This is a genomic window from Glycomyces sp. NPDC048151 (genome assembly GCF_043202775.1).
In the GTDB taxonomy this organism is placed as follows: Bacteria; Actinomycetota; Actinomycetes; order Mycobacteriales; family Micromonosporaceae; genus Glycomyces.
In genome coordinates, this window is the sequence record NZ_JBIDBB010000015.1 from 12715 (window position 1) to 35532 (window position 22818).

At 64.8% G+C, this 22818-nt stretch carries 33 protein-coding genes and 1 pseudogene; 11 read left to right on the forward strand and 23 right to left on the reverse strand.

The features are described 5' to 3' along the window. Window positions 1–61 precede the first annotated feature (61 nt). The 10 genes from ACGGCP_RS26500 to ACGGCP_RS26545 form a co-directional block, all read right to left on the reverse strand. Window positions 62–1387: a hypothetical protein gene (locus ACGGCP_RS26500; protein WP_392971627.1), complete on the reverse strand. Its 1326-nt coding sequence runs from the start codon at window positions 1385–1387 to the stop codon at window positions 62–64. After that, window positions 1384–1557: a hypothetical protein gene (locus ACGGCP_RS26505; protein WP_392971630.1), complete on the reverse strand. Its 174-nt coding sequence runs from the start codon at window positions 1555–1557 to the stop codon at window positions 1384–1386. The genes ACGGCP_RS26500 and ACGGCP_RS26505 overlap by 4 nt, the downstream gene beginning before the upstream one ends. Further along, window positions 1545–1943 (reverse strand): hypothetical protein, encoded by a 399-nt coding sequence (locus tag ACGGCP_RS26510; RefSeq protein ID WP_392971633.1) that lies wholly within the window; start codon window positions 1941–1943, stop codon window positions 1545–1547. The genes ACGGCP_RS26505 and ACGGCP_RS26510 overlap by 13 nt, the downstream gene beginning before the upstream one ends. A gap of 137 nt (window positions 1944–2080) precedes the next feature. Then, the gene (locus ACGGCP_RS26515; RefSeq protein ID WP_392971636.1) at window positions 2081–2320 is read right to left on the reverse strand and encodes a hypothetical protein; all 240 of its coding nucleotides are present in this window, start codon (window positions 2318–2320) and stop codon (window positions 2081–2083) included. Next, a complete protein-coding gene (locus ACGGCP_RS26520) occupies window positions 2310–2627 on the reverse strand; it encodes a hypothetical protein (RefSeq protein ID WP_392971639.1) in 318 nt (105 codons plus the stop codon). The genes ACGGCP_RS26515 and ACGGCP_RS26520 overlap by 11 nt, the downstream gene beginning before the upstream one ends. Then, window positions 2608–2880, reverse strand: a complete 273-nt coding sequence (locus tag ACGGCP_RS26525; protein WP_392971642.1) for a hypothetical protein — start codon at window positions 2878–2880, stop codon at window positions 2608–2610. Before ACGGCP_RS26525 ends, ACGGCP_RS26520 begins: the two co-directional genes overlap by 20 nt. After that, window positions 2880–3257, reverse strand: a complete 378-nt coding sequence (locus tag ACGGCP_RS26530) for a hypothetical protein (RefSeq protein ID WP_392971645.1) — start codon at window positions 3255–3257, stop codon at window positions 2880–2882. Before ACGGCP_RS26530 ends, ACGGCP_RS26525 begins: the two co-directional genes overlap by 1 nt. Next, window positions 3257–3589 (reverse strand): hypothetical protein, encoded by a 333-nt coding sequence (locus ACGGCP_RS26535; RefSeq protein ID WP_392971648.1) that lies wholly within the window; start codon window positions 3587–3589, stop codon window positions 3257–3259. Before ACGGCP_RS26535 ends, ACGGCP_RS26530 begins: the two co-directional genes overlap by 1 nt. A 28-nt stretch (window positions 3590–3617) precedes the next feature. Beyond that, the gene (locus tag ACGGCP_RS26540) at window positions 3618–3905 is read right to left on the reverse strand and encodes a hypothetical protein (RefSeq protein ID WP_392971650.1); all 288 of its coding nucleotides are present in this window, start codon (window positions 3903–3905) and stop codon (window positions 3618–3620) included. Continuing rightward, window positions 3902–4282: a hypothetical protein gene (locus tag ACGGCP_RS26545; protein ID WP_392971653.1), complete on the reverse strand. Its 381-nt coding sequence runs from the start codon at window positions 4280–4282 to the stop codon at window positions 3902–3904. Before ACGGCP_RS26545 ends, ACGGCP_RS26540 begins: the two co-directional genes overlap by 4 nt. 501 nt (window positions 4283–4783) lie before the next feature. Between ACGGCP_RS26545 and ACGGCP_RS26550 the strand changes: the two genes are divergently transcribed. Next, window positions 4784–5641 (forward strand): helix-turn-helix domain-containing protein, encoded by an 858-nt coding sequence (locus ACGGCP_RS26550; protein ID WP_392971656.1) that lies wholly within the window; start codon window positions 4784–4786, stop codon window positions 5639–5641. A 13-nt stretch (window positions 5642–5654) separates the two neighbouring features. Continuing rightward, window positions 5655–6074: a DUF397 domain-containing protein gene (locus tag ACGGCP_RS26555; RefSeq protein ID WP_392971659.1), complete on the forward strand. Its 420-nt coding sequence runs from the start codon at window positions 5655–5657 to the stop codon at window positions 6072–6074. A gap of 55 nt (window positions 6075–6129) precedes the next feature. Here ACGGCP_RS26555 and ACGGCP_RS26560 read toward each other — a convergent pair whose 3' ends face one another. The 5 genes from ACGGCP_RS26560 to ACGGCP_RS26580 form a co-directional block, all read right to left on the reverse strand. Next, window positions 6130–6675: a hypothetical protein gene (locus ACGGCP_RS26560; RefSeq protein WP_392971662.1), complete on the reverse strand. Its 546-nt coding sequence runs from the start codon at window positions 6673–6675 to the stop codon at window positions 6130–6132. 268 nt (window positions 6676–6943) lie between these two features. Beyond that, the gene (locus tag ACGGCP_RS26565; protein WP_392971665.1) at window positions 6944–7531 is read right to left on the reverse strand and encodes a helix-turn-helix domain-containing protein; all 588 of its coding nucleotides are present in this window, start codon (window positions 7529–7531) and stop codon (window positions 6944–6946) included. Window positions 7532–7591: 60 nt separating this feature from the next. Continuing rightward, window positions 7592–8173: a hypothetical protein gene (locus tag ACGGCP_RS26570; protein ID WP_392971668.1), complete on the reverse strand. Its 582-nt coding sequence runs from the start codon at window positions 8171–8173 to the stop codon at window positions 7592–7594. 17 nt (window positions 8174–8190) lie between these two features. Continuing rightward, the gene (locus tag ACGGCP_RS26575) at window positions 8191–8796 is read right to left on the reverse strand and encodes a hypothetical protein (RefSeq protein ID WP_392971671.1); all 606 of its coding nucleotides are present in this window, start codon (window positions 8794–8796) and stop codon (window positions 8191–8193) included. A 78-nt stretch (window positions 8797–8874) separates the two neighbouring features. Beyond that, the gene (locus ACGGCP_RS26580; RefSeq protein WP_392971674.1) at window positions 8875–9381 is read right to left on the reverse strand and encodes a hypothetical protein; all 507 of its coding nucleotides are present in this window, start codon (window positions 9379–9381) and stop codon (window positions 8875–8877) included. Between the two features lie 603 nt (window positions 9382–9984). Between ACGGCP_RS26580 and ACGGCP_RS26585 the strand changes: the two genes are divergently transcribed. Then, window positions 9985–10233: a hypothetical protein gene (locus tag ACGGCP_RS26585; RefSeq protein ID WP_392971677.1), complete on the forward strand. Its 249-nt coding sequence runs from the start codon at window positions 9985–9987 to the stop codon at window positions 10231–10233. A gap of 1113 nt (window positions 10234–11346) precedes the next feature. Here ACGGCP_RS26585 and ACGGCP_RS26590 read toward each other — a convergent pair. The 5 genes from ACGGCP_RS26590 to ACGGCP_RS26610 all read right to left on the reverse strand — a co-directional run bounded on the left by ACGGCP_RS26590 (window position 11347) and on the right by ACGGCP_RS26610 (window position 13831). After that, the gene (locus ACGGCP_RS26590; RefSeq protein WP_392971679.1) at window positions 11347–11928 is read right to left on the reverse strand and encodes a hypothetical protein; all 582 of its coding nucleotides are present in this window, start codon (window positions 11926–11928) and stop codon (window positions 11347–11349) included. Window positions 11929–11992: 64 nt separating this feature from the next. Continuing rightward, window positions 11993–12436, reverse strand: a complete 444-nt coding sequence (locus tag ACGGCP_RS26595) for a hypothetical protein (RefSeq protein WP_392971682.1) — start codon at window positions 12434–12436, stop codon at window positions 11993–11995. A 72-nt stretch (window positions 12437–12508) separates the two neighbouring features. Next, window positions 12509–12829 (reverse strand): hypothetical protein, encoded by a 321-nt coding sequence (locus ACGGCP_RS26600; RefSeq protein WP_392971685.1) that lies wholly within the window; start codon window positions 12827–12829, stop codon window positions 12509–12511. 516 nt (window positions 12830–13345) lie between these two features. Continuing rightward, window positions 13346–13579, reverse strand: coding sequence for a hypothetical protein (locus tag ACGGCP_RS26605; protein ID WP_392971688.1), 234 nt, complete (start codon window positions 13577–13579; stop codon window positions 13346–13348). 87 nt (window positions 13580–13666) lie between these two features. Further along, window positions 13667–13831, reverse strand: a complete 165-nt coding sequence (locus ACGGCP_RS26610; protein WP_392971691.1) for a hypothetical protein — start codon at window positions 13829–13831, stop codon at window positions 13667–13669. 1443 nt (window positions 13832–15274) lie between these two features. Here ACGGCP_RS26610 and ACGGCP_RS26615 point away from each other — a divergent pair. Then, window positions 15275–15493, forward strand: coding sequence for a hypothetical protein (locus ACGGCP_RS26615; protein WP_392971694.1), 219 nt, complete (start codon window positions 15275–15277; stop codon window positions 15491–15493). 33 nt (window positions 15494–15526) lie between these two features. Here ACGGCP_RS26615 and ACGGCP_RS26620 read toward each other — a convergent pair whose 3' ends face one another. Together ACGGCP_RS26620 and ACGGCP_RS26625 are read right to left on the reverse strand one after the other, a co-directional pair. Then, complete coding sequence (locus ACGGCP_RS26620) at window positions 15527–15835, reverse strand: hypothetical protein (RefSeq protein WP_392971696.1); 309 nt, start codon at window positions 15833–15835, stop codon at window positions 15527–15529. 60 nt (window positions 15836–15895) lie between these two features. Further along, entirely contained in the window at window positions 15896–16285 is a 390-nt protein-coding gene (locus tag ACGGCP_RS26625) for a hypothetical protein (RefSeq protein ID WP_392971699.1), read from the reverse strand. A 543-nt stretch (window positions 16286–16828) separates the two neighbouring features. On the opposite strand from ACGGCP_RS26625, the gene ACGGCP_RS26630 reads away from it, so the two are divergent. The 7 genes and pseudogenes from ACGGCP_RS26630 to ACGGCP_RS26660 all read left to right on the forward strand — a co-directional run bounded on the left by ACGGCP_RS26630 (window position 16829) and on the right by ACGGCP_RS26660 (window position 22291). After that, window positions 16829–17338 (forward strand): hypothetical protein, encoded by a 510-nt coding sequence (locus tag ACGGCP_RS26630; protein ID WP_392971702.1) that lies wholly within the window; start codon window positions 16829–16831, stop codon window positions 17336–17338. A 160-nt stretch (window positions 17339–17498) separates the two neighbouring features. Beyond that, window positions 17499–17948, forward strand: a pseudogene (locus ACGGCP_RS26635) (DNA cytosine methyltransferase); the annotation flags it as partial. A 318-nt stretch (window positions 17949–18266) separates the two neighbouring features. Next, window positions 18267–18830 carry a hypothetical protein gene (locus ACGGCP_RS26640; RefSeq protein WP_392971785.1) on the forward strand — a complete coding sequence of 188 codons (564 nt, stop codon included), beginning with the start codon at window positions 18267–18269 and terminating at the stop codon, window positions 18828–18830. A gap of 266 nt (window positions 18831–19096) precedes the next feature. Continuing rightward, a complete protein-coding gene (locus ACGGCP_RS26645) occupies window positions 19097–19807 on the forward strand; it encodes a peptidoglycan-binding protein (RefSeq protein WP_392971705.1) in 711 nt (236 codons plus the stop codon). 3 nt (window positions 19808–19810) lie between these two features. Next, on the forward strand, window positions 19811–20074 hold the full coding sequence (locus tag ACGGCP_RS26650) for a hypothetical protein (RefSeq protein WP_392971708.1): 264 nt from the start codon (window positions 19811–19813) through the stop codon (window positions 20072–20074). Beyond that, the gene (locus ACGGCP_RS26655; RefSeq protein ID WP_392971711.1) at window positions 20071–20493 is read left to right on the forward strand and encodes a hypothetical protein; all 423 of its coding nucleotides are present in this window, start codon (window positions 20071–20073) and stop codon (window positions 20491–20493) included. Before ACGGCP_RS26650 ends, ACGGCP_RS26655 begins: the two co-directional genes overlap by 4 nt. 19 nt (window positions 20494–20512) lie before the next feature. Next, window positions 20513–22291: a terminase gene (locus ACGGCP_RS26660; RefSeq protein ID WP_392971713.1), complete on the forward strand. Its 1779-nt coding sequence runs from the start codon at window positions 20513–20515 to the stop codon at window positions 22289–22291. Here the strand turns inward: ACGGCP_RS26660 and ACGGCP_RS26665 are convergent. Beyond that, on the reverse strand, window positions 22181–22783 hold the full coding sequence (locus ACGGCP_RS26665) for an NYN domain-containing protein (RefSeq protein WP_392971716.1): 603 nt from the start codon (window positions 22781–22783) through the stop codon (window positions 22181–22183). The genes ACGGCP_RS26660 and ACGGCP_RS26665 overlap by 111 nt on opposite strands. Between the last annotated feature and the right edge of the window lie 35 nt (window positions 22784–22818).

Consider the following 22818-nt stretch of genomic DNA (forward strand, 5'->3'; position numbering starts at 1 on the left):
CACCGTCCGGGGGAATCGGTCGACGGCGGCCCCTTCGGGAAGGACGGCGTCCTTCCCGGTCTCAGAGCCGCTGGACGGCGGCCATTGTGGTGAGTGGTTCCCGGATGGACTCCAGCCATGCTCTGACCTGGGGTTCGGGCATCCTGGGGTCGGCGGTTTGTATGTCGAGGTCATCGACCGCGCCCGTCTCGTCCACGGTGAACTCGGCGATCATCACGTCCTCGATCAGTTCGGGAGTCTCCTTGAAGTACATGCCGATCAGGCCGAACTTGGGTGCCTCGGGTTCGGCGTAGACGCACAGGTGGTGGTCACCGTCCTTGAACCAGTGGAAACGTGTCTCGGTCTTGAGGTCGAGAACGCGGCTCCACTCGGCGAGCTGTTCGTTCTGGGGTCCGTCGCTGTCGCTGAACGCGTCGGGGATGTCGAGGAATCGGCGCATCCCGGCGATGCCGTTCGGAGTCAGGTCGTACCACGGATCGATTTCGTTGGCGAGACTCGCGATCACGGTCATGATCGCCCCGAAGTAGCCGTGCTCGTAACGGATGGGCCCGGTCTCGCGGATGCCGAGGACGTGAAGCTCGTCGATCGTGCGGGCCCAGTCGCGCAGCTCGGCCGCGTTCACCCTCGCGCCTTCGCCAGCGTTCAGGGTCGCCTCGTAACGGTTCAACATCGCGGCGATGTGGTCCCGGGTCAGTGTCACAGCGATGCGCGGGTCCGAGGCACGTTCCGTCGAGCTGACGAGCGAGGCCAGGTCGATCTGGACCTCTGCCACGTCGGATCGATGCTCGATCAGGTCGAGCAGGATCGACCTGGCGGCAGATCGGTTCCGGGCCCGCTCCAGCGGGGGAAGCACGGTCACCTCGTAGACCAGTTGCAGCCCGACCGCTACGATGGTCGCCCCAACGAGCGCCCCGACGTAGCTGAACACCTGGGCGAGTCCCGCGAGGGCAAGGATGAAGAAGTACGGCGCGGGGACATCGTCGATGAGCAGCCTGCGAACCACGTCGTGTCCAGAGCGCTTCCGCTTTGGCTCCTCATCGGGTTCGTCTTCCGTTTCGCTCATGTCAGGTTCGCTCGTCTCGGGGAAGTCGTCCGGGGTGTAGTGCTCCCGCCAGATCCGCGCCCCTTCCTCGATGATCTTCGCTTGCAGCTCCGCGTCGTGAAGGTCTTCGGTGTCCTCGGGGAAGGGGAGCACGGCGAACTCGGGCTCCTCGGTGTGGAGCCGCAAGAGGTTCGCCACCAGGGAGTGCCCCTCCAACTGGAGGTCGGGCAGCGAGGTGGGCCGGAGCAGGGACGCGGAAGTCGGACTCTCGACCTTGCCCTCCCATTCTCCTTGTGCCAGCGAGAACTGCTTGCCGTCGATCTCGAACTCGCCGAGTTGCTTCATGAGGTCAGTCCGTTCGCGATGGCCGGGAGGAACAGGAGGAACACGGCGATGGCGGCGAGTGTTCCGGCGATCCATTTGAGGAGCAGCCACTTCCAGGGGCACGCCAGCCACGCGAGGATGAGGACCGCGAGCGCCAGGATTCCGGCGTCTTGGGAGGTCAGCTCAGCCATGTGAGGCGCCTGTCGTTGACGGCGATGGCATAGGCGCAGTTGGCGACCGGTCGGAAATCATGCTCGCCTGGCATGAGTTCCTGGTCCCAGACGGCGGCGGCGAGATCGCGGCAGGTGTTCACGATGCCGCGCTCGATCGGGTGGTCAGGGCCGATCCCGATCTCCTTGGCCGCCTCGGTCCACTCCGCATGGAAGTCCCCGTCTTCGGGGAAAGTGATGACTCCGAGTTCGGGGCCAGTACCTCCAGTACCCGAGGCGAGCGTGAAGCCCCGTGCGGGGAACCGGCTGGGATCGATGCTGATGAGCATCGTGTGGGCGGCCCGCCGGATCGTGCCCAGCGGGATCAGGGCCGGAGCCGGATTGTTGATGTTGTCGATGGTGTCCATTGGTGGGGTGAGTGTCCTCACTAAGTATCGATAGGCGTAACTGTCCTGTGTGGTGTGTGATGTGGAGGCCGGGCGCGGCGGGCGCGTCGAGATCGCCCGGCAGGTTCGATGAGGCGAGCCCGCCGCCGCGCCCGGAGTCATGGGGATTGATGCGAGGTGATGACCTTCCGGGTTTCCAGCTCGATCCACGGCCTCCATGCGTCGATGTGCCAGGTCCGGTACCACTCCGGGTTCGTGAATGGCCCCGTTCGGCAGATCACGAGTCCCTTGGAGCCGACCTCGCGGGCCTCGACCCGGTAGAGCTGCCGCTCTGGGTAGACCGCGAACCGCCAGGTGTCGCGGTTGAACTCCCCGACAGGGGTCGGCTCATTTCCCATTCCCGCCCGCAGCTTCCGGGTTCGCGACGATCGCGCGGGCGCGCTCCTCGATCCGAGCGCACCACTGGTCGCCGTTCCATGCCCCGCGCCAGACCGGCGCGGCCTCGCGGTCCGAGGTGAACCAGCACACGAGCCGTTCTCCTGGCCCGTCGTCGACATAGACGCGGTACTCCGGTTCGCCTTCAGCGTCCTCGACCTCGTAGACCGTGAAGGCGAACAGCTTTCCGCCCCACCCGCCCAGACGGGTTTCCTCCCCGGTCGGGGTGACCGGCCTCGCCGTCTCGGCTTCAGCCTTGGGACTGTGCATCGCGGAACTCCTTGGCGTGCTGGCAGATCAGGCGGCGGTCCCTGGCCCCGTGCGGGTCTCCGGCGCTCGTTCCGAGCCGGTCGCCGTAGTCGGCGATATTGGGATTGAGGAACGGGCCGGTCGAGAGCACGAACCCGAAGGCGTTTCCAACCCAGCGGTCGTCCTGGTCGGCGTCGGTGACGCGAACCAGAGGGCCGTCACGCTCGAAGCGCAACCGCATCCCGGCAATCGCAACGGGCTCCGGAGGTTCCACTACGCGGCCCGCCCTTCCCGTTCGGCCGCTTCCTGTTCGGCGGTCTCCTGCGCCGCCCGCTGCGCCTGGCGGTAGGCGGCCCAAGCGTTGAGGATCGAAGTCCGGGCGTGGAAACGTTCGTCCGTTCCCCAGTTGGCGGGCCACCGCCACTCCGGCGTATCGGAGTCGAGCGCGGTCGCTCCGGCGACATCACGGCCCTGCTCGGGCCGGGGATGCGTGCGATGGACGCGGACCGCATCGCCCTCGGTCCTGACGATCTGGAAGAACCTGCCCCCGCTCAGGCCGAACTCGCGGAGCACTGTCCCCGGAGGCGCGGTCTCGACCACGGGCGCCGCCCCCGCCCTCCCCTCGATCGCCTCGGCCTGTTGTCCTGCCATCAGGTTCTCCCACTCGTTGACGGTTCCGGGTTGACCCGGAGAGCTGAAATCGACTTCGGGTTGTGCTGCCGGTAGTAGGCGACGGCCGCCGCAATGACGGCGTCGTGAGCGTCGAGGAGTCCGGGGATGAGGTCGGCGCGGAAGACCGCGAGCCTGGGCCTTTGGATGGTGCCGTTGTCGATGCGGTCGACGCCGCCCGCGAGGCCGATCTGGTTGACCTCTCCGGCTCGTGGGATCTCCGAACCGGAGCGCGAGACGTACACGAGCGAGTCCCCGAGGAACGCGGTCAACCGCAGTTCGAGACCTTCGATCGTGACATCGTCTGAGCGCACCGCGCTCCGGTCCGGAAGTCCCATCACCTCACCAGACCCTCTCGTCCTTGCGCAGCGCGATGCTGTCAGAGACGGCGTTGAGCAGGGTCTTTGCGGCTTTCGCGGTGAGGAACCGGCCCGCGCCTTCCTTCCAGGCGGCCGTGATGCGGGAGTGGGCGCCGACCACGAGCGTGCCGAGGCGGACGGGCTTGCCGTCCGGTGCGAGACCGAAGAGGTTGAGGACGTTGCCGTGGCCCAGTCCGGTCCGGAGGACGGCTGTTCTCAGGAGGTCGGTGCCGTCTACGCCGGTCATGTCGTACTCGATGCACCTGGTCATGCCGCCACCGATTCCATCGGGTAGGGCTGGGGCCGCCGTTGCTGCGGCACGGTGGCGGTGCTGGGCCCGGCCGGATACGGCGGGCTCCAGAGGCCCTGCTGCCGAGCTTTCGCGCGCTGCCGCTGGCTCCGCTGGTCGTTCGCGGCGATCGTCGTCGCCTCGAACGTGGTGAACAGGTGCGAGTTGTTCTGGAGGTCTTGGGCTCGGTCGGACTCGGTGGAGACCTGGAGGTAGGCGATGAACTCGCTGACTCGCTCGGGGCACCCGAACTCGCCCCAGCGTTCGCCGCATTCACAGCGGCGGGGACCGAGGCCGAACCAGGCGCGGCCGGCGCATGTGTGCTTGGCGAGATCGGCTCTGGTTGGGCCGATCGGCACATCGTAGGATGGGATGGAACCCTGGTACGGCATGAGTGCTTGAGACCCTTCATGCTGCGCTGGGGTTCATTTGGAGCGGCCCGCCGCGAGACAGAAGCTTGGAACCCTGATGTCTCGTAGCGGGCCGCCGTTCATGTACCCAGCGGCTTCGCGGATGTGTGTCATGTGAAGTTGTAGGTGTGGCCCGCCCGCCCTTTCGGGACGGAGGTCCCACCAAGACGGGCGGACCGCGGGCCGCTCTCGCGGCGGGGGCGCCAGCCAATGCCCCTCGCGGACCGGCTGGCGCACTGGTCGTCAGCACCGTCCCGGTCTCGCAGCCCTGCAATTAAGACATCGGCCCTGAGGCTGTCGTCACAGTATGGCAGACACTACCGGTTCCGATCAATCCTGTACTACAACTTTTTCACTACCGCCCGATGGGATACGATCGCGTGCGGACTACGCAGGGACTTCGGCTAGGGTTACGGAGGTGACGCGGTGCCAGATCCAGGAGGTTTGGAGATGAAACGCGCAATCGGCCCAACCGTTCCTCGCTGGGAATTGGGTGATCTACTTCGCACGTTCCGCCTCGACAAGGGCTTGGAGCAGGAGGAAGCGGCGAAGGCCCTCGCGTGCTCGAAGAACAAAATCCAGAACATGGAGACCGGCGCCTCGCGAGTGATCAAGGCCGAACTTGATGACCTTCTCGAACTGTATGGAGTCCAGGACGCGGAAGTTGTCGAGCGCTGCCAGGAGCTGAGGAGTCAAGGCGACCAGCGAGGATGGTGGTCGAAGCATGGGCGGCTTCCGAAGCCCTTCGCGGAATTTCTGGGTATCGAATCCGCCGCTGTCGAGATTCAATCCTTTGAGCCGTTGCTGGTCTCCGGCCTGTTTCAAACTGAGGCGTATGCACGAGCGCATGAGCGCGCCGTCACCCCTGATCAAACGCCCGAGCAGGTAGAGAAGCAGGTCAAGCTTCGGATGGAGCGTCAGCAGCGTGTACTTGAGGTCGACGATCCGCCGGAAGTTTGGGCGATCTTTGGTGAAGCAGTTCTCCACCAGCTCATCGGCGGCCACGAGATCATGAAAGGCCAGCTACAGCACTTGGTGAACCTGGCCGAACGGCAGGTGATCACTCTGCGGATCGCGCCCTTCTCCAGCGCCGGCCATCCGGGGACATTGGGGAATTTCAAGATCTTTTCTTTTGACGAGGATCTCCACTCGGCAGTAGCGTACGTGGAGTCTCAAGCGGGGAGTCTATATATGGAAAAACCGGACGAACTTCACCGCTTGACAAAAGCATACAATTACATTAGGTCCGAATCGCTTGGTCGAGAGGACTCCCTTGACCTGCTACAACGCCGCATTGAAGAATTCTAAGGAACAATCAGTCATGACCCGGTCACTTTCGATTGCCTGGCGCAAGAGCACCCGCAGCACCAACGGCGACACCTGCGTCGAAGTTCGCCCTTCGGAAGGCGGGTTCGAGATTCGGGACTCCAAGCTCAGCGCCGCATCTCCGATTCTTCCCCTTCCTAGGGCCGAGTTCAATGAGTTCCTGGCGCACGCCGAAGCCAGCCCGCTGCGGGCGGGCCTGCCAGGCGAGTTCAATGCAGGCGAAGCCCGCTGGTACCGGGTTGCCGCTTTGGAAGTCGGCTACGCCGCGAACGGGATGGTCGCCCTACGCCTCGCCGACCAGGCGGCGGACGACATCCTCGTCTACACCGCAGACGAATGGAACGCCTTTGCTGAAGGTGCCCGGCTTGGCGAGTTCGCGCCTGAGACCTGGAGCGCGGAACTCGTAGCCGCCTAAATCCGGACACGTCGAAGCCCCCGGCCGAAGCCGGGGGCTTTCGTGTTGTTCGCCGCTAGTCCTGGGCGCCTTCGCGTTTCCAGACCCCAGAGCGGATGTAGGCCCGCCCGATCGCGTCCGCCAGCGCCTCCGAGTGAGTGTCGTGTCGGCCGAGGGTTTCGGCCGCCAGGGTTACTCGGTGCGGCAGGTCGAGCCGCCTGCCGTGGTGGAGGCGGTTTCGGTTGCTGAGCCATCGGAACAGCTCGGCGGTTTGGCCGGTGCTCCCGCGGACGCGCCGGTCGACCATGTCGCGGTCAAGTACGCCGTTTCGGATCTGGTCGACGAGCCAGCGGCCTACGGCCATGCCGATCTCGTTTTCTGCCGGGGTTGGATTGTCGAAGGTCGCGGCGCCCTCGATGTTGCGCGCCCGCTTCCAGGTTTTCCACCAGGTCTCGAACTTGTCGGGGGCGAACCAGGAGGTCACATCCGTGTCGGTGTCGCCTTCGGGAGTCTGCTCGCCGGCGGCGCGCGCGGCCTCCAGCTCTCGCAGGAGCGCGGAGGGCGCGATGCCAAGCTTCAGTCCCAGCTCGTCCAGGGACATCGGTTCACCGGGAGTGGTCATGCGGGTCTCCTTCTCGGTCATGGCTTCGCATGAACGCAAGCGCATGATGGTGAGGCGGCACTAGGCGGTGCCGCCCTGGGAAACCCCGCAGGTGCGGGGAGCACGGCCGGGAAGCAGGGCGCTGCGTTCTCTCGGCGGGGAACAGCTCCACGGGACGTGGAGAGCACTGTGGGCCTGCCGCGAGGCGGGCACCAGTCACGTTAGCAGGGTGAGCCGGTTTCGAGGTCCCCCGCTGCGGCGCGCGGTTGGGGCGTGGCCCGACAGGGCGCTATCCCTCGGGAAGGTCCTTGGGGAGCCGCCAGGCGTCGCGGCGCTCGGGGGTCCACCATTCGGGGTCGGGGACGCGGATGATGAGGTCCTCGTCCTCAACCCCGCGGGGCTCGTAGGTGAACCCTCCGTGCTTGACGCGCCACGGCGTGGGCGGGGCGTCCGGGTCGTAGGCGAGGACTTCGCGGTTCTCCTGCAAGTCCGAGTACCAGGTTCGCAGCTTCTTCTGGCGCTCGGCGTCGAGCGGGTCATCGAGAAGGACTCGGCGGAGGTGGTCATGTGCCCGGTTGTAGGGCGCGGAGTTCTGGTGGATCGCCACGACTTCCCAGGGCCAGAACGGCTTGACGGCGGTGCGCTTGGAGGTCGGAGCGTTGGGTTCGTCCCGGAGCCATCGGACGATGGTCATGCGGCTGACGCCCTTGGCGCGGGCGAGGTCCGCCTGCGTGATTCGCTGTTCGGCGAGGTCGCGGAGTTCCTCGGCGGTGAACCGCGATACTCGCTCGACCACTGACTTGCCCTTCCCCTGTTCGACTGCGGTCTCAGGGTACCGGAGCCGCAGATCGCGGGGCTCGGCGTACGCGGTTGGCATGGTTCACCTCCTCTCGATGCGGTGGGAGGGGCCCGCCAGATGCGGGCCCCTCTGGGTCGGCTAGTCGTCGAGGTGCTCGACGGTCACGAGCCGCTGAGCCGGGAGGGTCCAGTAGAACCCGGACTTGGTCTCGAACTCGATGTGCGCGACACCGTAGGGGTGCGGGGAGACGGACTTGACGGCGTGCCACGCAACGGCGCCGTGGCGGTCGATGACGACCTGGCGGACGATGTCGCCGGGCTTAACCTCGTCGGCTCGCACCCGCCGGGCCTGGTGGTAGTGGGTGCCCTCGGGTTCGGGCTCGCGGCGGTAGGTCCGGGCAGAGAGGCCGCCGCCGGTCCCGGTGAAGCCGAACGCGGTGTAGACGTGCTCGTATCGCTCCTCGTGGTCCAGGTAGAGGGTGTTCACGCCGCCTTCAATGCCGTACTGGCGGGCGTCGGCGAGGAGGCAGAGCTGCGCGAGCGCGCGCTGCGCCTTGGCCTCACCGGACCGCGACGGGAAATCGAAGGTGGCGAGCTGGATCGTGAACTCGTCGGGGACGACGACGCCGGCGAGGCTGACGCCGTGCTGGGTAGAGACGTTGACGGCGAGTTGGTCGAGCGCGCGCTGCGCATACTGGTCGCGGTTCTGGGCGCGGATCATGGTCTAGGCTCCTTCGGTTAGGGCTGGGCGGCAGAGTCGAGGGTGAGCGGGCGTCCGCATCCGGCGGTGGGGCACTCGTGGGCGCGGTGGAACGCCTGGGCGGAGGCCGACTCGGCGGCGCCGGGCCGGGCCTCGCTGGCGATGCGGAATTCGGCTTCGATCAGTTCGAGGTCGTAGTCCTCGATGCCCGAGCGAAGGCCGTGGCCGTGGAGTCGCCGGTAGACGTTGGAGCGCAGTTCCCTGCGCCAGCGCATGGCTGCCTGGTAGAGGTCGAGGCGGGACGCGCCGCTGTCCGCCCCCTTGAACCTGCCGCCGATCGGTCGGTTGGCGTAGGTGAACGCGACCTGGCCGTGTTCGGTGAACGTGTAGGTGTAGAGGTGTTCGAGGTCGCTGCGGTTAGCGTCTTTCGGGTCCCAGCCTTCCTCGATGGGGAGGTCCTGGATCTTGAGGGCGGCGACGTAGTCGCGGTACCCCTTCAGGGTCCAGTCCAGGCCCTGAGACCAGGTCTCCCAGACGTAGGCGGCGACGTTCGGGACCTGGTAGTGCGGCGATCCCCAGTGGAGGTAGAAGTGGGCGCTCTCCCCTCTGGGGAAGGTGAGCGTAGTGAGTGACCGTGAGCCCATAGTGTTGTGCTCCTTCTCTCTTCTCGGTTCCTAATCCGGAGGAGAGCGCACCGCGCGGGGCGGTGCGCCGACCTCGGGCTAGGAGCGCGGGGCCTGGAGCGCGGCGTAGTGGGCGCGGTCGCCGCCCCACGGGATCGAGTCGACCCCCGTCCACAGGAACGACGTGACGTGCTGGCGGAGCGCCTGGCAGAAGACGTAGGGTTCGGTCTTCTCCCAGCCGCACTCCTCCGAGGTCTGGTACTCGTAGAACTGGATCTCCTTCATCACCGAAGCGACGAGGTACGGGCGCTGCTCGGGCTCGACGAGCTTGGGGTTGCAGCCCTCGACCTTCTTGAAGACGTAGGGCACCTTGACGGCCCGCTCGTTGTAGCGGTTCCCATAAGCGACGTTGTTCGCCCAGTCGAGCATCGCTCCGACCCGGTCCGGCTTCTGCGAGCGGAGGTATCGTCGCTCGACTGACCCGTCCTCTTTGGGCATCTCCCAGTAGAACGGCTCGTCACCGGGTCCCTCATAGCGCCAGTCCGACCAGGACGCGGCGGTCACGAGGATGTCGATGCAGTTCTTGCTGACTCGAATGACAGACATCGCTGCCCTTCCCTTCTTTCGGTTCCTAATCCGATGCACTCAAGTGTTACACATGCCTGGGCATGTAGAAACATGGGGGTCCTTGTTTTGTATTCAGGCTGGTCAGAGCGTCCGAGCGGGCGCGGGGAGCGGCTCCCGGCGGACTGGCCGCTGCGGTGCCGCCTCGTCATGCAGCGGGACGGGCGGCGGTGCCAGTGGGTGCGGTCCGACACCGGGGAGGCGTGTGGGCTGGAGGCTTCCGATGTGGACCACATCGAGCCCGGCGGCAACCACGACCTCAGCAACTTGCAAGCTCTATGCCGGTTCCATCACCTTCGGAAGACGGGAGGGGAGACGGCGGGGGCGAGGCCGCCGCGGGCACGGCCGGCGCCGCGGCACCCGGGGCTCCTCGGCTGAGGGATGGAGGCCAGGGCAGGGGGGTGTGCCGGGGGGAGGGGTCCGGGGTGGGGTATCGAGGGGAGGGGTGGTCCCCGCGCCTGGCCGCCGTCGACCTCGGCGGGCCGGACCAGATTCGAGCGGACCGACGAAGTCCGGGCTCTCCATTATCGTTGGAGCGGAGCACATTCGAGTCCAGGTCGACCTGGCGATGATCGAGGAGTTCCCGTGTCAGAGGCCAAGGTTCAGCGGCCGAGCATCGGCCGCGATGTTCACTACGTGTCGTACGGAACACCTGGCGGCGAGTTCGGTTCGGAGTGTCGAGCGGCGAAGGTGACGCGGGTCGACGACGCCGATGCGGAAGTCCTGAGTCTCGCCGTCTTCAATCCGGACGGCATGTTCTTCAATCACGAGGTGCCACATGACGAAGCCGAGAAGCTCGGCGGTTCTTGGCATTGGCCTGAATGGGTCGAGTGATTCGGCTGCTCGCGCGGCTTGGGAACCTGCCGGGTACCCTCGGTACCCGCCGGGCCCCTAGAGAAGCTGCCCGTGTGCGTATGCGGCTGGAGCCCCTCTAGGTGATATCCCTTATGTGGCATATGCGAAGAACATGACATTCTAGGCATATACACCTCTTGCGCCTTCCATTCCATATGTCCGATTCCTGATTTACTCCCTTCTGTACCTTATGTCCGTATCGGGCTTGCCTGCCTCGACTCCGCCGGCGGCGCCGCAACCGACACACCCTCAGAACCTCTCTGCCGTGCGCCCACTACGGGACTACCCGCACCGGTTCTGCGTGCCTCAGATTGGCCGCTAGGCTGCTTAGATCGCGTCCCGTGGCGCGGCCTATCCCGTTGGGAGGCAACAGAAAACCCGCACAGCTCGCGCTGTGCGGGTTCGGTGTCCTCAGTGGCCGTACGGGTCTGGGCCCGGTCGATTCCGGGCCCCTGGGAGGCTCCCAGCGGCTCCCGTAGGGCATGAAAAAACCCGCACCGGTCACCCGGTGCGGGTTCGGTCCCTACAGCCACCCGCAAGCGCTACAGCGCGGGTGGATTTGGTGATGCGTCCCTGTGAAGTGCGCCCGGTACCGTCGCGCCCACAGGAAGTTTTCGGCCTCGGCTCCTGTGGGTTCCTTGCACTGTGAGCATTTCACGTTGGTGAACCACCTGCCGACCTTGTAGGTAATGGCCGTGATCGTGCCCCGCACGTACTCGTATCGGCAACCGTGGCACCGGTAGTACACCGTCTCGCCTTCGGTCCTCAGCTCGTGATCGATTGTGAGGACCGAAGTAGCGACCGGGCGAACCGAGTACCGGACCCGGTCGACCGTGACCGGGTGACGCTCCGAAAGCGATTCCAGCGGCTCACAGACGTTGGCGCGCTCACCTTCCGACCGGAACGGCATCCGTCCGGCGGCATGATCGATCGCGAAAGCTTTAGCCGCTGCGAGGTCGGTGCATTCGTGTTCCGACACCGACCCCTCCGATGGTGCCAATTCCAAGATATACGGCATTGCTGCCCCTTCCCTTGTCCCTAAACGGATAAAGGCTCACCCGGCGGACCGGGTGAGCCAATAACCGACTACGGCTAGATATCCTGGGCTATCAAGTTCAGAATTGCGGGTTCCGATCCCATTGAGAGGACCGGGCCCGGTTGGATGAATCCGACCGTCGTTTCCACGGTCCGCTCTGGGGAAATCTCAGTACGCCATAGGACTTTGATTTTCGGGAAATCCTTACCCGAGTGGCACACCAACAACCCGAGAGACGAGTACGTCTCTGCGAGCGTCGCGAACTCTTCCAAGAGCAACACGGGCCCGGATGCTGAAGCACACACGCGCCACCCTCGGTACTGCCACGGTGAGAGCGTCAAGTCTTCCCAGACGCGCCCCCGCTCGGTTCCCGCCCACTGGGCGAATTTCTCGCCAATATGACCGGTGCGAACCGAGTTGAACGTGGCCGTCCCGTAGGGTGCGACTCGGGATTTCCCGACTGAATAGATGCCCTGTGCTCCCGGAACGATCCTGCGATCTGCGAGCGTCATTTTCGACAGATCCCATACCGCGAATCGGTCCGTTGCGAAGTACCCGTCTTTCATGGGATCGAACGCGACCCGTTCCGGGGTGCGCCAAAGCTCCCAAAGCTTCGGAGCTTCAATCTTGTTTGCCATTCGGCTTTCCTCCGTTCCTAATCCGGATAAAGGCTCACCCGGTCTCGGGTGAGCCAATAACCGCCTAGAATCGCGAGAGGTAGCGGAACACGTCCGCTCGCGTCTCCTCAGAGACACCGTGAACGCGAATCGACCATTCACGGCACGTCTCGTGTCCGTCCTCGCAGTAGTGGCCGGAAACCCAACTGTGATCCCCAACGGTGTCAGCGATCGGGTATCCCGATGCCTCCAAACCGTCCTGCGGAGAGTCGACCCCAGCATCACGGATAATCTCGTTAACCGCCTCATTCAGCGACTCGTGTTCGCCTTCCGACTGCGGTTCGATCCCGTACACGTGCCACACCGGGGACTCCAGTTCCCGCCACCCGCCATCCATCCATTCGCCGTCTTCGTCAACGAATGACCGATAGACTTCGCACACGCTCACAGTGACCGTGTCGCCGTGAATGTGTTCCTTGATATCGTCGTATTCTTCGGTCACGACGATTTCGCGAGTATCGTATTCCATTCTCGCCTCACTTTCTCGTGTTCCTAATCCGAGTGAAAGCGAACCCGAGGACTCGGGTTCGCCAACATTCGCCTAGGATTCGATGCCGCGCTTTCGCAACTCGTTATCGATCATGCGCAAGTCGTGAATATCCGACCGAATCACATTCCACGGTCGGACATTCGCGCATTGTTCGATCTGATAGACCTTGACGCGACGGTCACAGATCAGCGTGAGCGTCGATTTCCGCGCGATAATCGCGCGGCACTCGCGACGGGCGGAAGCGAGCTGCATAGCGTCCCGCTTCCGAAGTGACGCGATCGTTTCCGCCCGGCGGACCGGGTCGGAAATATCGCCGTACACGTGCCCATACATTTCGAGATATGCGTCATAGTTCCGCTTGGGGGATTTCATTTCAATGCCTCTCGTGTTCCTAATCCGAGGACACGACCCGCGAACCGAGGCTCACGGATCATGCGAACGGTTAGGCTCTAATCCAGGAAATCCGGATGGATTTCCCGCCCCACCCGAACGTGCCACCTGTGCAAGACGATTTGGTAAGCGTCGCTCAACACATCCCCCTGATGATCTAGGGAAACTGCTCCTACGACGCCGTAGTCAAGCGCTACGACGTTGCAAAAGTGGCTAACGATGTTCCATATTGAGGGCGGGACATCATCGTGGTAAGTCCAGTGTTCCCGTTCCTCGCGCCACACCATGAGCACAGCCTCTTTATAGGTCATGCTCTGGTAAATCAAGCGGTTCCGCTGGCGACGGGCGATTTTCCGCGTAGCCTCGGAATGAAGCTCATTCCAAGAAATTCGCTCCCATAGGTCAATCCTGGGATCGCGTTCCATCATTCTGCCTCTCCTCTCACTATCCTATTTCGGATAAAGGCTCATAGCCTCTCGGCTGTGAGCCAATAACCGACTAGGATTCCGGCAGCCGCGCTTCCTTGAGAAACGCTTGACAAGCCATGATGAATGAGAGATAACCCACGATCGAAGTGCAATCGTGCGCGTAGTCCCATACCCGAATCGTGTAATACGGCGTCGGATCACCGTCCCGATAGACGACGATTTCCTTACCGTGCCCGATATACGGCCACCACTTGAAAATGAAGCCGTCTTTATCCCATTGATAATCCCGCAGCTTTAGAGACATAAAGCCTCTCCTCTCGTGTTCCTAATCCGAGAAAGCGCAAGGCACGGAACCTAGAATCAGATTCCGTGCCTCACTCACCCGATAGGGTCACTTCGCAGGCTGGCAAGCCTCACGGAACGTCTGCCAGCTAAAGCGAGAGTTCTGCGACTTGCACACCATGCCGATTTCAAGAATCAGCGTCTCGCGCGTCGACTCGTCAACGTCAAGACCAGCGATCATGGCTGCAAGTGCGATGAAGTGCTTTTTCGACATGAGGGATTCCCTCCACTAGTTCCTAAACCGAGAGAGCACGCACACGCGCGACTAGGACGCGTGACTCGTGTGCGACTCGCACGGCTAGGCCGCGCTGCGGAATGGCTGGTGAGGCACCCTGTGAAGTTCTCAAACAACGTGCCGCGCGCGTCCGTCGTCTAGACCGGGCCCGTACAGCTCGCGAGGCGGTGAGCCTTGCGGATTTCTAGAGTTACACATGCCTAGGCATGATGCAACATCACGAGCATGGTTGTACCCGAACGGCTAGGTAGGTATCCACCGAACGGATGATGAGCGGCAGGTATCCAGCGGGTAGGAGCAACACGCCACGGGAGCGCGTTACGCCGCGCCCATGCCTCTCTATAGCGACGCGAGCTGTACGCCTCGCTACGTGAGCGGTGGCGCGTCGAGCGGAGGAGGTTCGCCAGGTGGCGGGGGAGCGCGCGGCGCCGCCGGCGGGGGCGGTTTCCTCGCGAGGATTCGCAAGGGGGCACGTGTAAGGGGGTCGTCATGCAAGGGCCCTGTAACAAAAGCCGTATAAGCCTAAAAATCATTGAGTATCGATAATAATATTATCTATGAATTCAAATAATGATTAATACACTCACAATGCATCAATCATTTCATTCATCATCAACATGATGATTCATATCAAACATCGAACTAATCGGCGTTTGATCACTCACGAACGAATCGCATCATTCACATCTTGAATCACATTCATCACATCGGACATTCATGCTTGAATCGTGCATGGAAATCAGAATCGGGCATATCAGGACCAGGGGGACAACCCCGACACGCTCTGAACCTCTTCCGCAGCGGCCTAGCTAGAAATCCTGTGCCTGGTGTTGCTTACGGAACGCACTCGTCGTTCATTGGGTCGCTGATCTGCAAATTCAGTCTCGCCTCGCGCGCGGGCGCGAGAGCTGCCCTATATATCGCGAAATAGCATAATTTGGGTGATGCATCAACACCGGGCAGATGCACGTGCATCCGCTCAGGCATCTTTATGTGCACTCACCGTGTGTAATTTGAGACACTGAGTGGATGATTTCTCCTGGTCTCGGTCCCTGGATCGCCGCCGCGGTTGCGGCGTCCGCGCTCGCGCGCGTATTCGTCATTTGGATGGCCCTGCGCGGCACGAAGCCGAAGGAGCGACCTGAGATCCTTCGGGCACTTCCGGGCCTGATTCCGAGCCCCCGGCGTGAGGCGACACCTCAGGAGCCCTCAACCGTGGAGTCCGCCTCGGTCGGTCCGTCACCCTGAAGGGCGCACGGACCCAAGATGCACGAAGATGCACCCCAAGATGCACCCCAAGATGCACTGGTGGAGCCGTCCCGCCTGAACTACAAAGTAGGGATGGACTTCTGCCTTTCGATTGAAAGCTTTTGGGCAGCTTTCTGCCTGTCCTCCTTCGAGATCCCCGGATACAACAGGTAGATGGACTTCTCGGACATCGGCGCTTGGATCGCCGTCACCGCGGCGCTCTCGGTACTCGGCCGGGCCTACGTCGCAACGATCGCTCTCCGGGGCACGCGACCTCGGGAGCGAGCCGAGATCCTCCGGGCGCTGCCGAGTTTCCTTCCCGGCCACCGCCTTGGCCCGGTCCCCGAGACAGTCGAAGAGGAGCCAACATCAGGTATAGATCCTGGTCAGTGAAGGGTACGCATTATCGCGTACCCTTCGCGGCAGTCAGGAGCTGATGAGTTTGAGTCCAAGCCAGACCACCGGATAGACCTCCCCATTGGTGGGATCGGTTTCCTCCTGGGTGGACATGCTCTCGATCAAGACGACGACCGGGTCATGGATGTCGGCGGCAGGGCCACCGGGCTGGAATCCGACGACATCGTGTTGGTTGAGTTCGAGAGCCCACGGGAATTGGTCCGCCTCGATCCTGAACGCCATGCCGCCTGCCTGGCGAATGCCGGCGACGATACCCGCGTCGATCGTCTTCCACGTCTTGATCTTGAGACGCTCAGGCGTCCTGATGGTTCGTGTCATGTGGTGACGATAGGGCGGTAGTTGGGGCAGGTGCGGCAGGCGCGCCAGTTGCGGCCGAGGCTACGCCGCCGGTGCGCTCCGGTCGACTCGGTAGACGACCACGGTCATCTCCGACGAGCGCTCGGAGCGGATCTCTTCGGGCTCGACCTGGAGCGCGACGAAGGCACCGCCGAGAACCTCGAACAGGTGGGAGTCGCGGAGGTCATATTCGCGCATCGGGTGCTTGAGGCACCGATCCAGGCCAGCGTGCCCACCGGAGTGGACGCACACCTCCTCGACGACGACGGCAACGGTCGCGCGGTCGGGCCCGGCGGTCTCGATCCGGTCTCCAGGGCGGAGGTGCTTCGCCCACGGCGCTGCTGAGGTCTCGGTGACGAACCGGCGGCGGCGGCCATCGCGGTCGACGATGCCGGGGAAGGTCAGGGACTCAAGGGTGATGGAGCTGCTCATGCTCGGGATCGTAAGCGCCGGAACGTGAAGGCGGACACATTTCGTCTCGGCGCGTCGAAAACCCGCGCCGCTACACACCATCACTAGTGAAAGCAAAGGAACGGGGAAGGGGGGATAAAGGGGGGTAGGGGTCTCAGAGCGAGCCCCGGCGAGCGACAACCTCGCTCTCCTCAGATTCTTCTCTTCAGTACCAGCCCAACAGGGCTGGTGACTGAAAGTAACTGAACTTCTCTTGCTGACCCTCAAGGGTCAGCCGAAGAGTTTCACTCCCTCCTCTTCCGGTTGTTCTTCTGCTTTAGGTCCGTAACGCGCGCACGCGCGAGGCGACCGCATTGCGGTCGGGATCTTCCATCCGAAGCGAGCACTTCGCTCCGGCGCTCCTGCGCCGGAGGGGATTCGATCTCCGGTGCTTCAGGTTTCCGTCCGTCGTCTTCTGACTCCTCCGCTGCGCTGCGGAATCAGGTTCGCCCCGGCGCTCGAATCCGAACCGCTTCGCGGTTCGTCTTCTTCGCACCGGGGCTCACTCCAGAGGGGTACGCATCGATGACTGTCACTGCCATTGCTTCGCCCGTGATCGAGTACGTTCCCGTGCCGGTCGACGACCTCGGCGGGGTCGGCGAGTTCCTCGCCCCGCGCCTGGAAGGCCGCGACCTCGTCGCCGCCCTCGCGGCGATCGACCAGACCGACACGATCCACGGCATGGTGCTCCTGGGCGACCTCGGGCAGCGGCCCGGCTACCGCGCTGGCGAGATCGTCGCCGTCCTCGCCCTCGGCACGCCCGGCGTCGCCGAGGACCTCATGGAGGGCGCCACCGCGCTGGCCCGCACCCTGCGCTTCGGCGCGCTCTATGTCGACGCGATCGAATCCGATTACACGATCGGCGGGCAGGTTCCCATCTGGGCACAGGCTGAGTCCTGGACCCGCCTGGCGCTGCCGCCCCACTTCGCCCCCGCCGGCCACTGCTCCCGCGAGTGGTGGTCCCGGCCCCTCGAACTTGAATCCGATGGCCCTCACGAGGACCCCGAGGTCCTCAGCGCCGACTGCGGCGCCTGACTAGCGCGGCCCGGCTCCGAACCCCCACCCCTCGGGTTCGGGCACCCGCAGCCCCATCGGACCCCGGCCGGGCAGACCCGCCCCCACACGCCCTCACGGACGAGGCAGCCCCGGCCGGACCCGGAAGGGGGTGCGCTGAGCGCACCCCCTTCCCCCTGACATGGATATTCACCCCTCACCCCTCGCGCGGCATCCGCCGCGAATCGGGTCCCTGTGCTCCGGCTCCGGAGCCCTGGACCTCGCCGTCCTCGAAGTCCTCGGCGGCCAGATCGCCTGGCACGCCGAGCCCGACGCTGCCGCCGCCTCCGTCCTCGCCGCCCACTGGCCCGAACCGCCCAACCACGGCGACCTGACCGCCCCAGGCTTCTGGGACGCGGTCGACGGAGTCGACGTGATCACGGCGGGCTTCCCTTGCCAGCCGATCTCCAACGCGGGCAAGCGAAGAGGAACCGAGGATGACCGCTGGATCTGGCCGTACATTGTGGAAGGAATTCGCCTTCTACGACCGAGTTTCGTTGTGTTGGAGAACGTCTCCGCCATCCTCCGGAGAGGATTCGACGAGGTCGCCGATTCGTTGGCCGAAAGCGGGTATGACCTCGCATGGACGTGCCTTCGAGCTAGCGACATCGGGGCGGCGCACCAGCGAAACCGCTGGTTCTGCCTGGCATGGCCTTCCGACCCCGACGACCTCGGATGCTCATGGGCACGGACGCCACGGCTCGGGCGGCCCGGATCTGCGGACGGCGATCAGCCTCCTGCCGACGCCGGACGCGACCCACGGCCGCACGGCGACCCGGACGGGTCCGCTCCTGGCCGGAGCGGTGACGCTCCTGCCGACGCCGCGGGCCTCGGCGAACGAGGACCGGCAGTACAAGCCGACCCCGAGCCAGCTCGCGGGGAAGCACGGCAAGAGTCTTCAGGCCGAGTTGTGCTCGCTGCCGCTGCTGCCGACGCCGAGGGCGTCGGACACCGGGACCCCCGGGAGGCGGCCTGGGAAGGGCTTCCGGCCGCCGCTGTCGGCGGTGCTCCTGCCCACGCCCAGGGCGACGGACGGCACGAAGGGCTCACCGCGCCAACGCGGTTCGCGCGGGGATCTGACGCTCCCCTCAGCGGTGACGCTCTTGCCGACCCCGACCGCGACGGACTCGAAGTCGTCGAGCGGCTCGAACCCGGCTTGGGGACACGGCCTGACGCTGACCGACGCGGCGAGGTCGATTGGGGCCGTTACGGTCCCGCCGTCGCCCGCTGGGTCGACGTGACCGGCCGCCAGCCTCCCGCCCCGACCGAGCCCGGCAAGAACGGCCCGAGGCTCTCGCCGAAGTTCGTCGAGTGGCTCATGGGCTACGAGAGCGGCTGGGTCACCGGCCGGGGCCTCGCCCGGACCGCCGAGCTTCGCATTCTCGGCAACGGGGTCGTGCCGCAACAGGCTTCGCACGCCGTCTCGGGCCTGCTCAAGGTCGCGCCTCCGAAGCTCCTCGCCCACTTCACCTGATCCCCAAGAGGGGTCCGGACTAGTCCGGACCCCTTGCTCTTGACCTGGGGTGGCGTCCTATTCGCCGCCTCTTCTCGCCGCGCCCTCGGTGCCCTCCTCCCCTCGGGGCATCGGGGCTCAGCGCACGCGGCTAGCGCCTGCCCGGTTCTGGGGCGTGACTGCTCGCCAGTGAGCGAGTGAAACCCGGGCGCCCCGGCCGGGCGGGCTTTCCGCTCCTTTCACCGCCCGGCCGGGCTCTCTCCCCTCACTCTCCCTGGAGAACTCCCTTGGCCTCGTGGCGTCTCGCCCGGTCGCTCCAGGTCCTCTCCGCCGAGATCCAGCGCCGCCACCCCGGGACCACGATTTGGTCCATCGGCGACGCCGACCACGCGGACAGGCCCTCCGACCACAACCCCAATCAGAACGGCGTCGTGTGCGCGGTCGACATCCTCGGCAATGCCGGGCTCGACCTCGGCGACCTCGCCGCCCACCTCGTGGCGCATCCCCACCCCGCCATCAAGTACGTCATCTACCGGCGCCGGATCTGGTCCCGCGCTCGCGCCTCCGAAGGCTGGCGGGCCTACACGGGCTCGAACCCGCACGACACCCACCTTCACGCCTCGGTAGGCGTCGGCCCGGACGGCAAGAGCACCGGCCCCTACGACAACACGTCTGCCTGGGGCATCGCCGATCTGGACGACGCTCCCTCGAAGCCGTCCCGCCCCTCGAATCCCTCGACTCCGGATTGGACGGATCAGCTCGTGGCCGACCTCGACACCATCAAGCAGAACTCGCGCGGCGCTGGCGTGCGCCGGATGCAGGGCCTCATCCTCGCCTACGGCGGCGCCCCCGCCGCCAAGCTCAAGTCGAGCGGCGGCCTGGACGGGATCTTCGGACCCGGGAGCACCGCCGCCGTGAAGCTCTTCCAGGCCGCGAAGTCCCTCACCCGGGACGGCATCGTGGGCCCGCGAACCTGGTCCCGCCTCGTGAAGGGCTAGCTCGTGACCGAGGACCTCGGCATCGTTCACATCGGCGCTCGCGAGATCTACGACGAGGTCGTGTCGATGCGAGGCGACCTCGGCCGCATCGGTGGCGAACTCGGCCGGATCTCCGATTCTGACGAGACCACCCAGGAGACCCTGTCCGACCACGAGGACCGGCTCCGCCAGGTCGAGCGGCGGCTGTGGGCACTGCCCACGGCCGCCACGATCCTGGCCGTCGCCGCGCTCGTCGTCGGCATCCTCAACTACCTCAAGCCCGCATGACCCACCCCAAGCCCGAGGCGGGCAAGCTCGGCCGCCACAGGAGCCTCGCCGAGCAAGCGGCCGTCGAGCTGGCGGCCACGCCCCACTACCGCGAGGAATGGGACTTCGGGGACCTCGGCCGCCTCAAGCACCGCACCCGCCAGTGGCTCATCGCGGTCCTCTCCTCCCCGCAGGCCGCGCTCTACCAGATCACCGACATCCAGCGCATCCGCGACCTCCTCCCCCTCAAAGACGCGTACTACAGCACCTCGGAGCCGGAGCTGCTCATCAAGTTGGCCCGCACCATCAAACCCCTGGAAGACAGTCTCTTGTGGACGCATGTTGACCGGTCGAAGGTGGGCGTGAAGTTCGTGCCGGTCATCGAGGGCGAGACGGCCGAGGCGGGCGACGACGGAGCGGTGGACGCGGCGTTCGCCTGACCCCCGCACGGAGAGCCTCGTGTCCATCGTCCAGGTGGGGAACCTCCCCTCCGCGCGCCCCCGCGACCAGGGCTATTCCGAACTCGTCGGCCTGGCCGCCATCAAGTGGGCGCACCAGCACCTCTACTTCCCCGAAGACCCCGACCTCCCGTGGCGCTACACGCCCGAACAGCTCCGGTTCATCCTGTGGTGGTACGCCACCGACCCCGCCAAGGGCCACCGCTTCGTCTGGCGGCGAGGGATCTTCCAGCGGGTCAAAGGCGCAGGGAAAGGCCCACTCGGCGCGGCCCTGGGCTTGACCGAACTCCTCGGTCCCTGCCGGCCGAAGTGGGACCCCCGCCGCCGCGAGTGGACCGCCGCCCGCGCTGACGCCGCCTGGGTCCAGCTCGCCGCGACCAGCTACGACCAGACCGCGAACACGTTCGACATGGCGCGGGGCATGATCGGCGACCGCAGCGAGATCGACGGGATGCCCGTCGACTGCGGCCAGACCCGCATCCTCGCCGGGCCCACCAAGGCCCGCAAGCTCCTCCCGGTCACGAGCGAGGCGAAGACCCTGGAGGGCTCGCGCCCCTCGTTCGTCCTGGCCGACGAGACCCACCTGTGGACCTCCTCCGATGGCGGGCACCGCCTCGCCGCCGTCTGCCGCCGCAACCTCGGCAAGTCCAAGCACGGCATGGCGAGAATGCTCGTCACCACCAACGCCCACATGCCCGGCATGGACTCGGTCGCCGAGCGCGATTACGAGACCTACCAGGCCCAACAGGAGCACCGGGCCCGAACGACCGGCATCCTGTTCGACTCGATCGAGTCCTCCTATCCGGTCCTCGACCTCGGCGACGAGGCCGAGCTGCGCGCCGCGCTTGCCGACTGCCGCGGGGACGCGACCTGGCTCGACGTGGACCGGATCGTCCAGGAGATCTACGACCTCACCGTCTCACCCGATGAGGCGCGCAGGTTCTACCTCAATCAGATCGTCGCGCACTCCGATTCCTGGGTCGAGCCCAAGCAGGTCGACGCCGCCGTGGTCGACGACCGCATACAGGACGGCCGGATCGTCGCCCTCGGCTTCGACGGCAGCAAGAGCAACGACGCGACCGCGCTCGTCGCGGTCGACGTGGAGACCGGCCTCGTGGAGCTGCTCGGGTGCTGGGAAAAGCCCGACATGCCCGGCCACCAGGACTGGTCGGTCCCTAAGCCCGAGGTCGAGGCGGCCGTGGCCCGCGCGTTCACCCGCTTCCGTGTCGCCGCCTTCGCGTGCGACATGGCCTATTGGGAGCCCTACGTCGAGATCTGGGCCGAGACCTACCGGGACGACGTGTTCACCGGCATGGGCGCCAAGGGCCTGCTCAACTTCGACATGCGCTCGACTCGGCGCCTCGCGGAGTTCACCATCCGCGCCGAGGCCACGGAGACCGCGTTCGGGGCCGGGACCATGCGCCTGTCCCGCGATCCCGCGCTCGTGCGCCACCTCAAGAACGCCAGACGCCGCCCCAACGCCTACGGCATCGGGCTCGGGAAAGAGTCGCGCCAGTCGACGCACAAGATCGACGCGGCCGTGGCAATGATCATCGCCCTCCAAGCCCGCCATGTCGCCCTCGAAAAGGGCGTGCTCGCCAAGTGGCGCACCAGGACCGGCACCCTCGTCGGCCTCAACTTAGTAGCTGACTACGCCTGGGTTGGCAGCCTAGCTGACACGAGAGAGCAGTTCGAAATGCGGATTGAGACTTACATGCCTGTCCGCCTTGTCGCGGAGTTCTTTACTCAATCCATGCTCCCAAAACACAATCTCCACTGAAATTCCTTTGTTCTTAAGGATTTCAAAAGCGGGAACGAAGTCACCATCTCCACCAACGAGAACAGCGATGTCACCCCGATCTGGCTTCATGAATTCATGGAGATCATCGATCATAAACGCCGTAATTGCAGTATCTACTTTCTTCTCCTTGTTTCCAGCATTTCGATCGAACACCTCGACTTGGAATCCCTCTTTCTTCGCCATGTTCCAGACGGAGTCGTCGTCAGGCGGGCGCGATCCCCAGAGCTTCGATCTGCCAATCCGTGCATTATCCGGACAAGCGATCTTGTATAGCTGTCCGAAATCGCATCTCCAGGTGTTGTCGAAGGTTTTTCTCTTTGTCGCGTCGTTCACATCGGTTGCTAGTCCTTTTTTGACTGCGCTTAGTCGTTGTCCCTCAATCCAGAGGTTCGAGTTGTCAACGTAGACGAAAAGAACAGGCTGGCTCGCCGCTGCTTGAGACATTGCTTCCTCCGGTGAGTTCTGTACCACTCGGCACTTCCATCCTTACACCCCTTCCTGCCTCT

What these genes read in the sequence shown, in the direction of transcription:
- ACGGCP_RS26500 (WP_392971627.1), bottom strand. Translation starts at nt 1,387, where the DNA reads ATGAAGCAACTCGGCGAGTTCGAGATCGACGGCAAGCAGTTCTCGCTG.
- ACGGCP_RS26505 (WP_392971630.1), bottom strand. Translation starts at nt 1,557, where the DNA reads ATGGCTGAGCTGACCTCCCAAGACGCCGGAATCCTGGCGCTCGCGGTC.
- ACGGCP_RS26510 (WP_392971633.1), bottom strand. Translation starts at nt 1,943, where the DNA reads ATGGACACCATCGACAACATCAACAATCCGGCTCCGGCCCTGATCCCG.
- ACGGCP_RS26515 (WP_392971636.1), bottom strand. Translation starts at nt 2,320, where the DNA reads ATGGGAAATGAGCCGACCCCTGTCGGGGAGTTCAACCGCGACACCTGG.
- ACGGCP_RS26520 (WP_392971639.1), bottom strand. Translation starts at nt 2,627, where the DNA reads ATGCACAGTCCCAAGGCTGAAGCCGAGACGGCGAGGCCGGTCACCCCG.
- ACGGCP_RS26530 (WP_392971645.1), bottom strand. Translation starts at nt 3,257, where the DNA reads ATGGCAGGACAACAGGCCGAGGCGATCGAGGGGAGGGCGGGGGCGGCG.
- ACGGCP_RS26540 (WP_392971650.1), bottom strand. Translation starts at nt 3,905, where the DNA reads ATGACCAGGTGCATCGAGTACGACATGACCGGCGTAGACGGCACCGAC.
- ACGGCP_RS26550 (WP_392971656.1), top strand. Translation starts at nt 4,784, where the DNA reads ATGAAACGCGCAATCGGCCCAACCGTTCCTCGCTGGGAATTGGGTGAT.
- ACGGCP_RS26555 (WP_392971659.1), top strand. Translation starts at nt 5,655, where the DNA reads ATGACCCGGTCACTTTCGATTGCCTGGCGCAAGAGCACCCGCAGCACC.
- ACGGCP_RS26560 (WP_392971662.1), bottom strand. Translation starts at nt 6,675, where the DNA reads ATGACCACTCCCGGTGAACCGATGTCCCTGGACGAGCTGGGACTGAAG.
- ACGGCP_RS26565 (WP_392971665.1), bottom strand. Translation starts at nt 7,531, where the DNA reads ATGCCAACCGCGTACGCCGAGCCCCGCGATCTGCGGCTCCGGTACCCT.
- ACGGCP_RS26570 (WP_392971668.1), bottom strand. Translation starts at nt 8,173, where the DNA reads ATGATCCGCGCCCAGAACCGCGACCAGTATGCGCAGCGCGCGCTCGAC.
- ACGGCP_RS26575 (WP_392971671.1), bottom strand. Translation starts at nt 8,796, where the DNA reads ATGGGCTCACGGTCACTCACTACGCTCACCTTCCCCAGAGGGGAGAGC.
- ACGGCP_RS26580 (WP_392971674.1), bottom strand. Translation starts at nt 9,381, where the DNA reads ATGTCTGTCATTCGAGTCAGCAAGAACTGCATCGACATCCTCGTGACC.
- ACGGCP_RS26590 (WP_392971679.1), bottom strand. Translation starts at nt 11,928, where the DNA reads ATGGCAAACAAGATTGAAGCTCCGAAGCTTTGGGAGCTTTGGCGCACC.
- ACGGCP_RS26595 (WP_392971682.1), bottom strand. Translation starts at nt 12,436, where the DNA reads ATGGAATACGATACTCGCGAAATCGTCGTGACCGAAGAATACGACGAT.
- ACGGCP_RS26600 (WP_392971685.1), bottom strand. Translation starts at nt 12,829, where the DNA reads ATGAAATCCCCCAAGCGGAACTATGACGCATATCTCGAAATGTATGGG.
- ACGGCP_RS26605 (WP_392971688.1), bottom strand. Translation starts at nt 13,579, where the DNA reads ATGTCTCTAAAGCTGCGGGATTATCAATGGGATAAAGACGGCTTCATT.
- ACGGCP_RS26610 (WP_392971691.1), bottom strand. Translation starts at nt 13,831, where the DNA reads ATGTCGAAAAAGCACTTCATCGCACTTGCAGCCATGATCGCTGGTCTT.
- ACGGCP_RS26615 (WP_392971694.1), top strand. Translation starts at nt 15,275, where the DNA reads ATGGACTTCTCGGACATCGGCGCTTGGATCGCCGTCACCGCGGCGCTC.
- ACGGCP_RS26620 (WP_392971696.1), bottom strand. Translation starts at nt 15,835, where the DNA reads ATGACACGAACCATCAGGACGCCTGAGCGTCTCAAGATCAAGACGTGG.
- ACGGCP_RS26625 (WP_392971699.1), bottom strand. Translation starts at nt 16,285, where the DNA reads ATGAGCAGCTCCATCACCCTTGAGTCCCTGACCTTCCCCGGCATCGTC.
- ACGGCP_RS26630 (WP_392971702.1), top strand. Translation starts at nt 16,829, where the DNA reads ATGACTGTCACTGCCATTGCTTCGCCCGTGATCGAGTACGTTCCCGTG.
- ACGGCP_RS26655 (WP_392971711.1), top strand. Translation starts at nt 20,071, where the DNA reads ATGACCCACCCCAAGCCCGAGGCGGGCAAGCTCGGCCGCCACAGGAGC.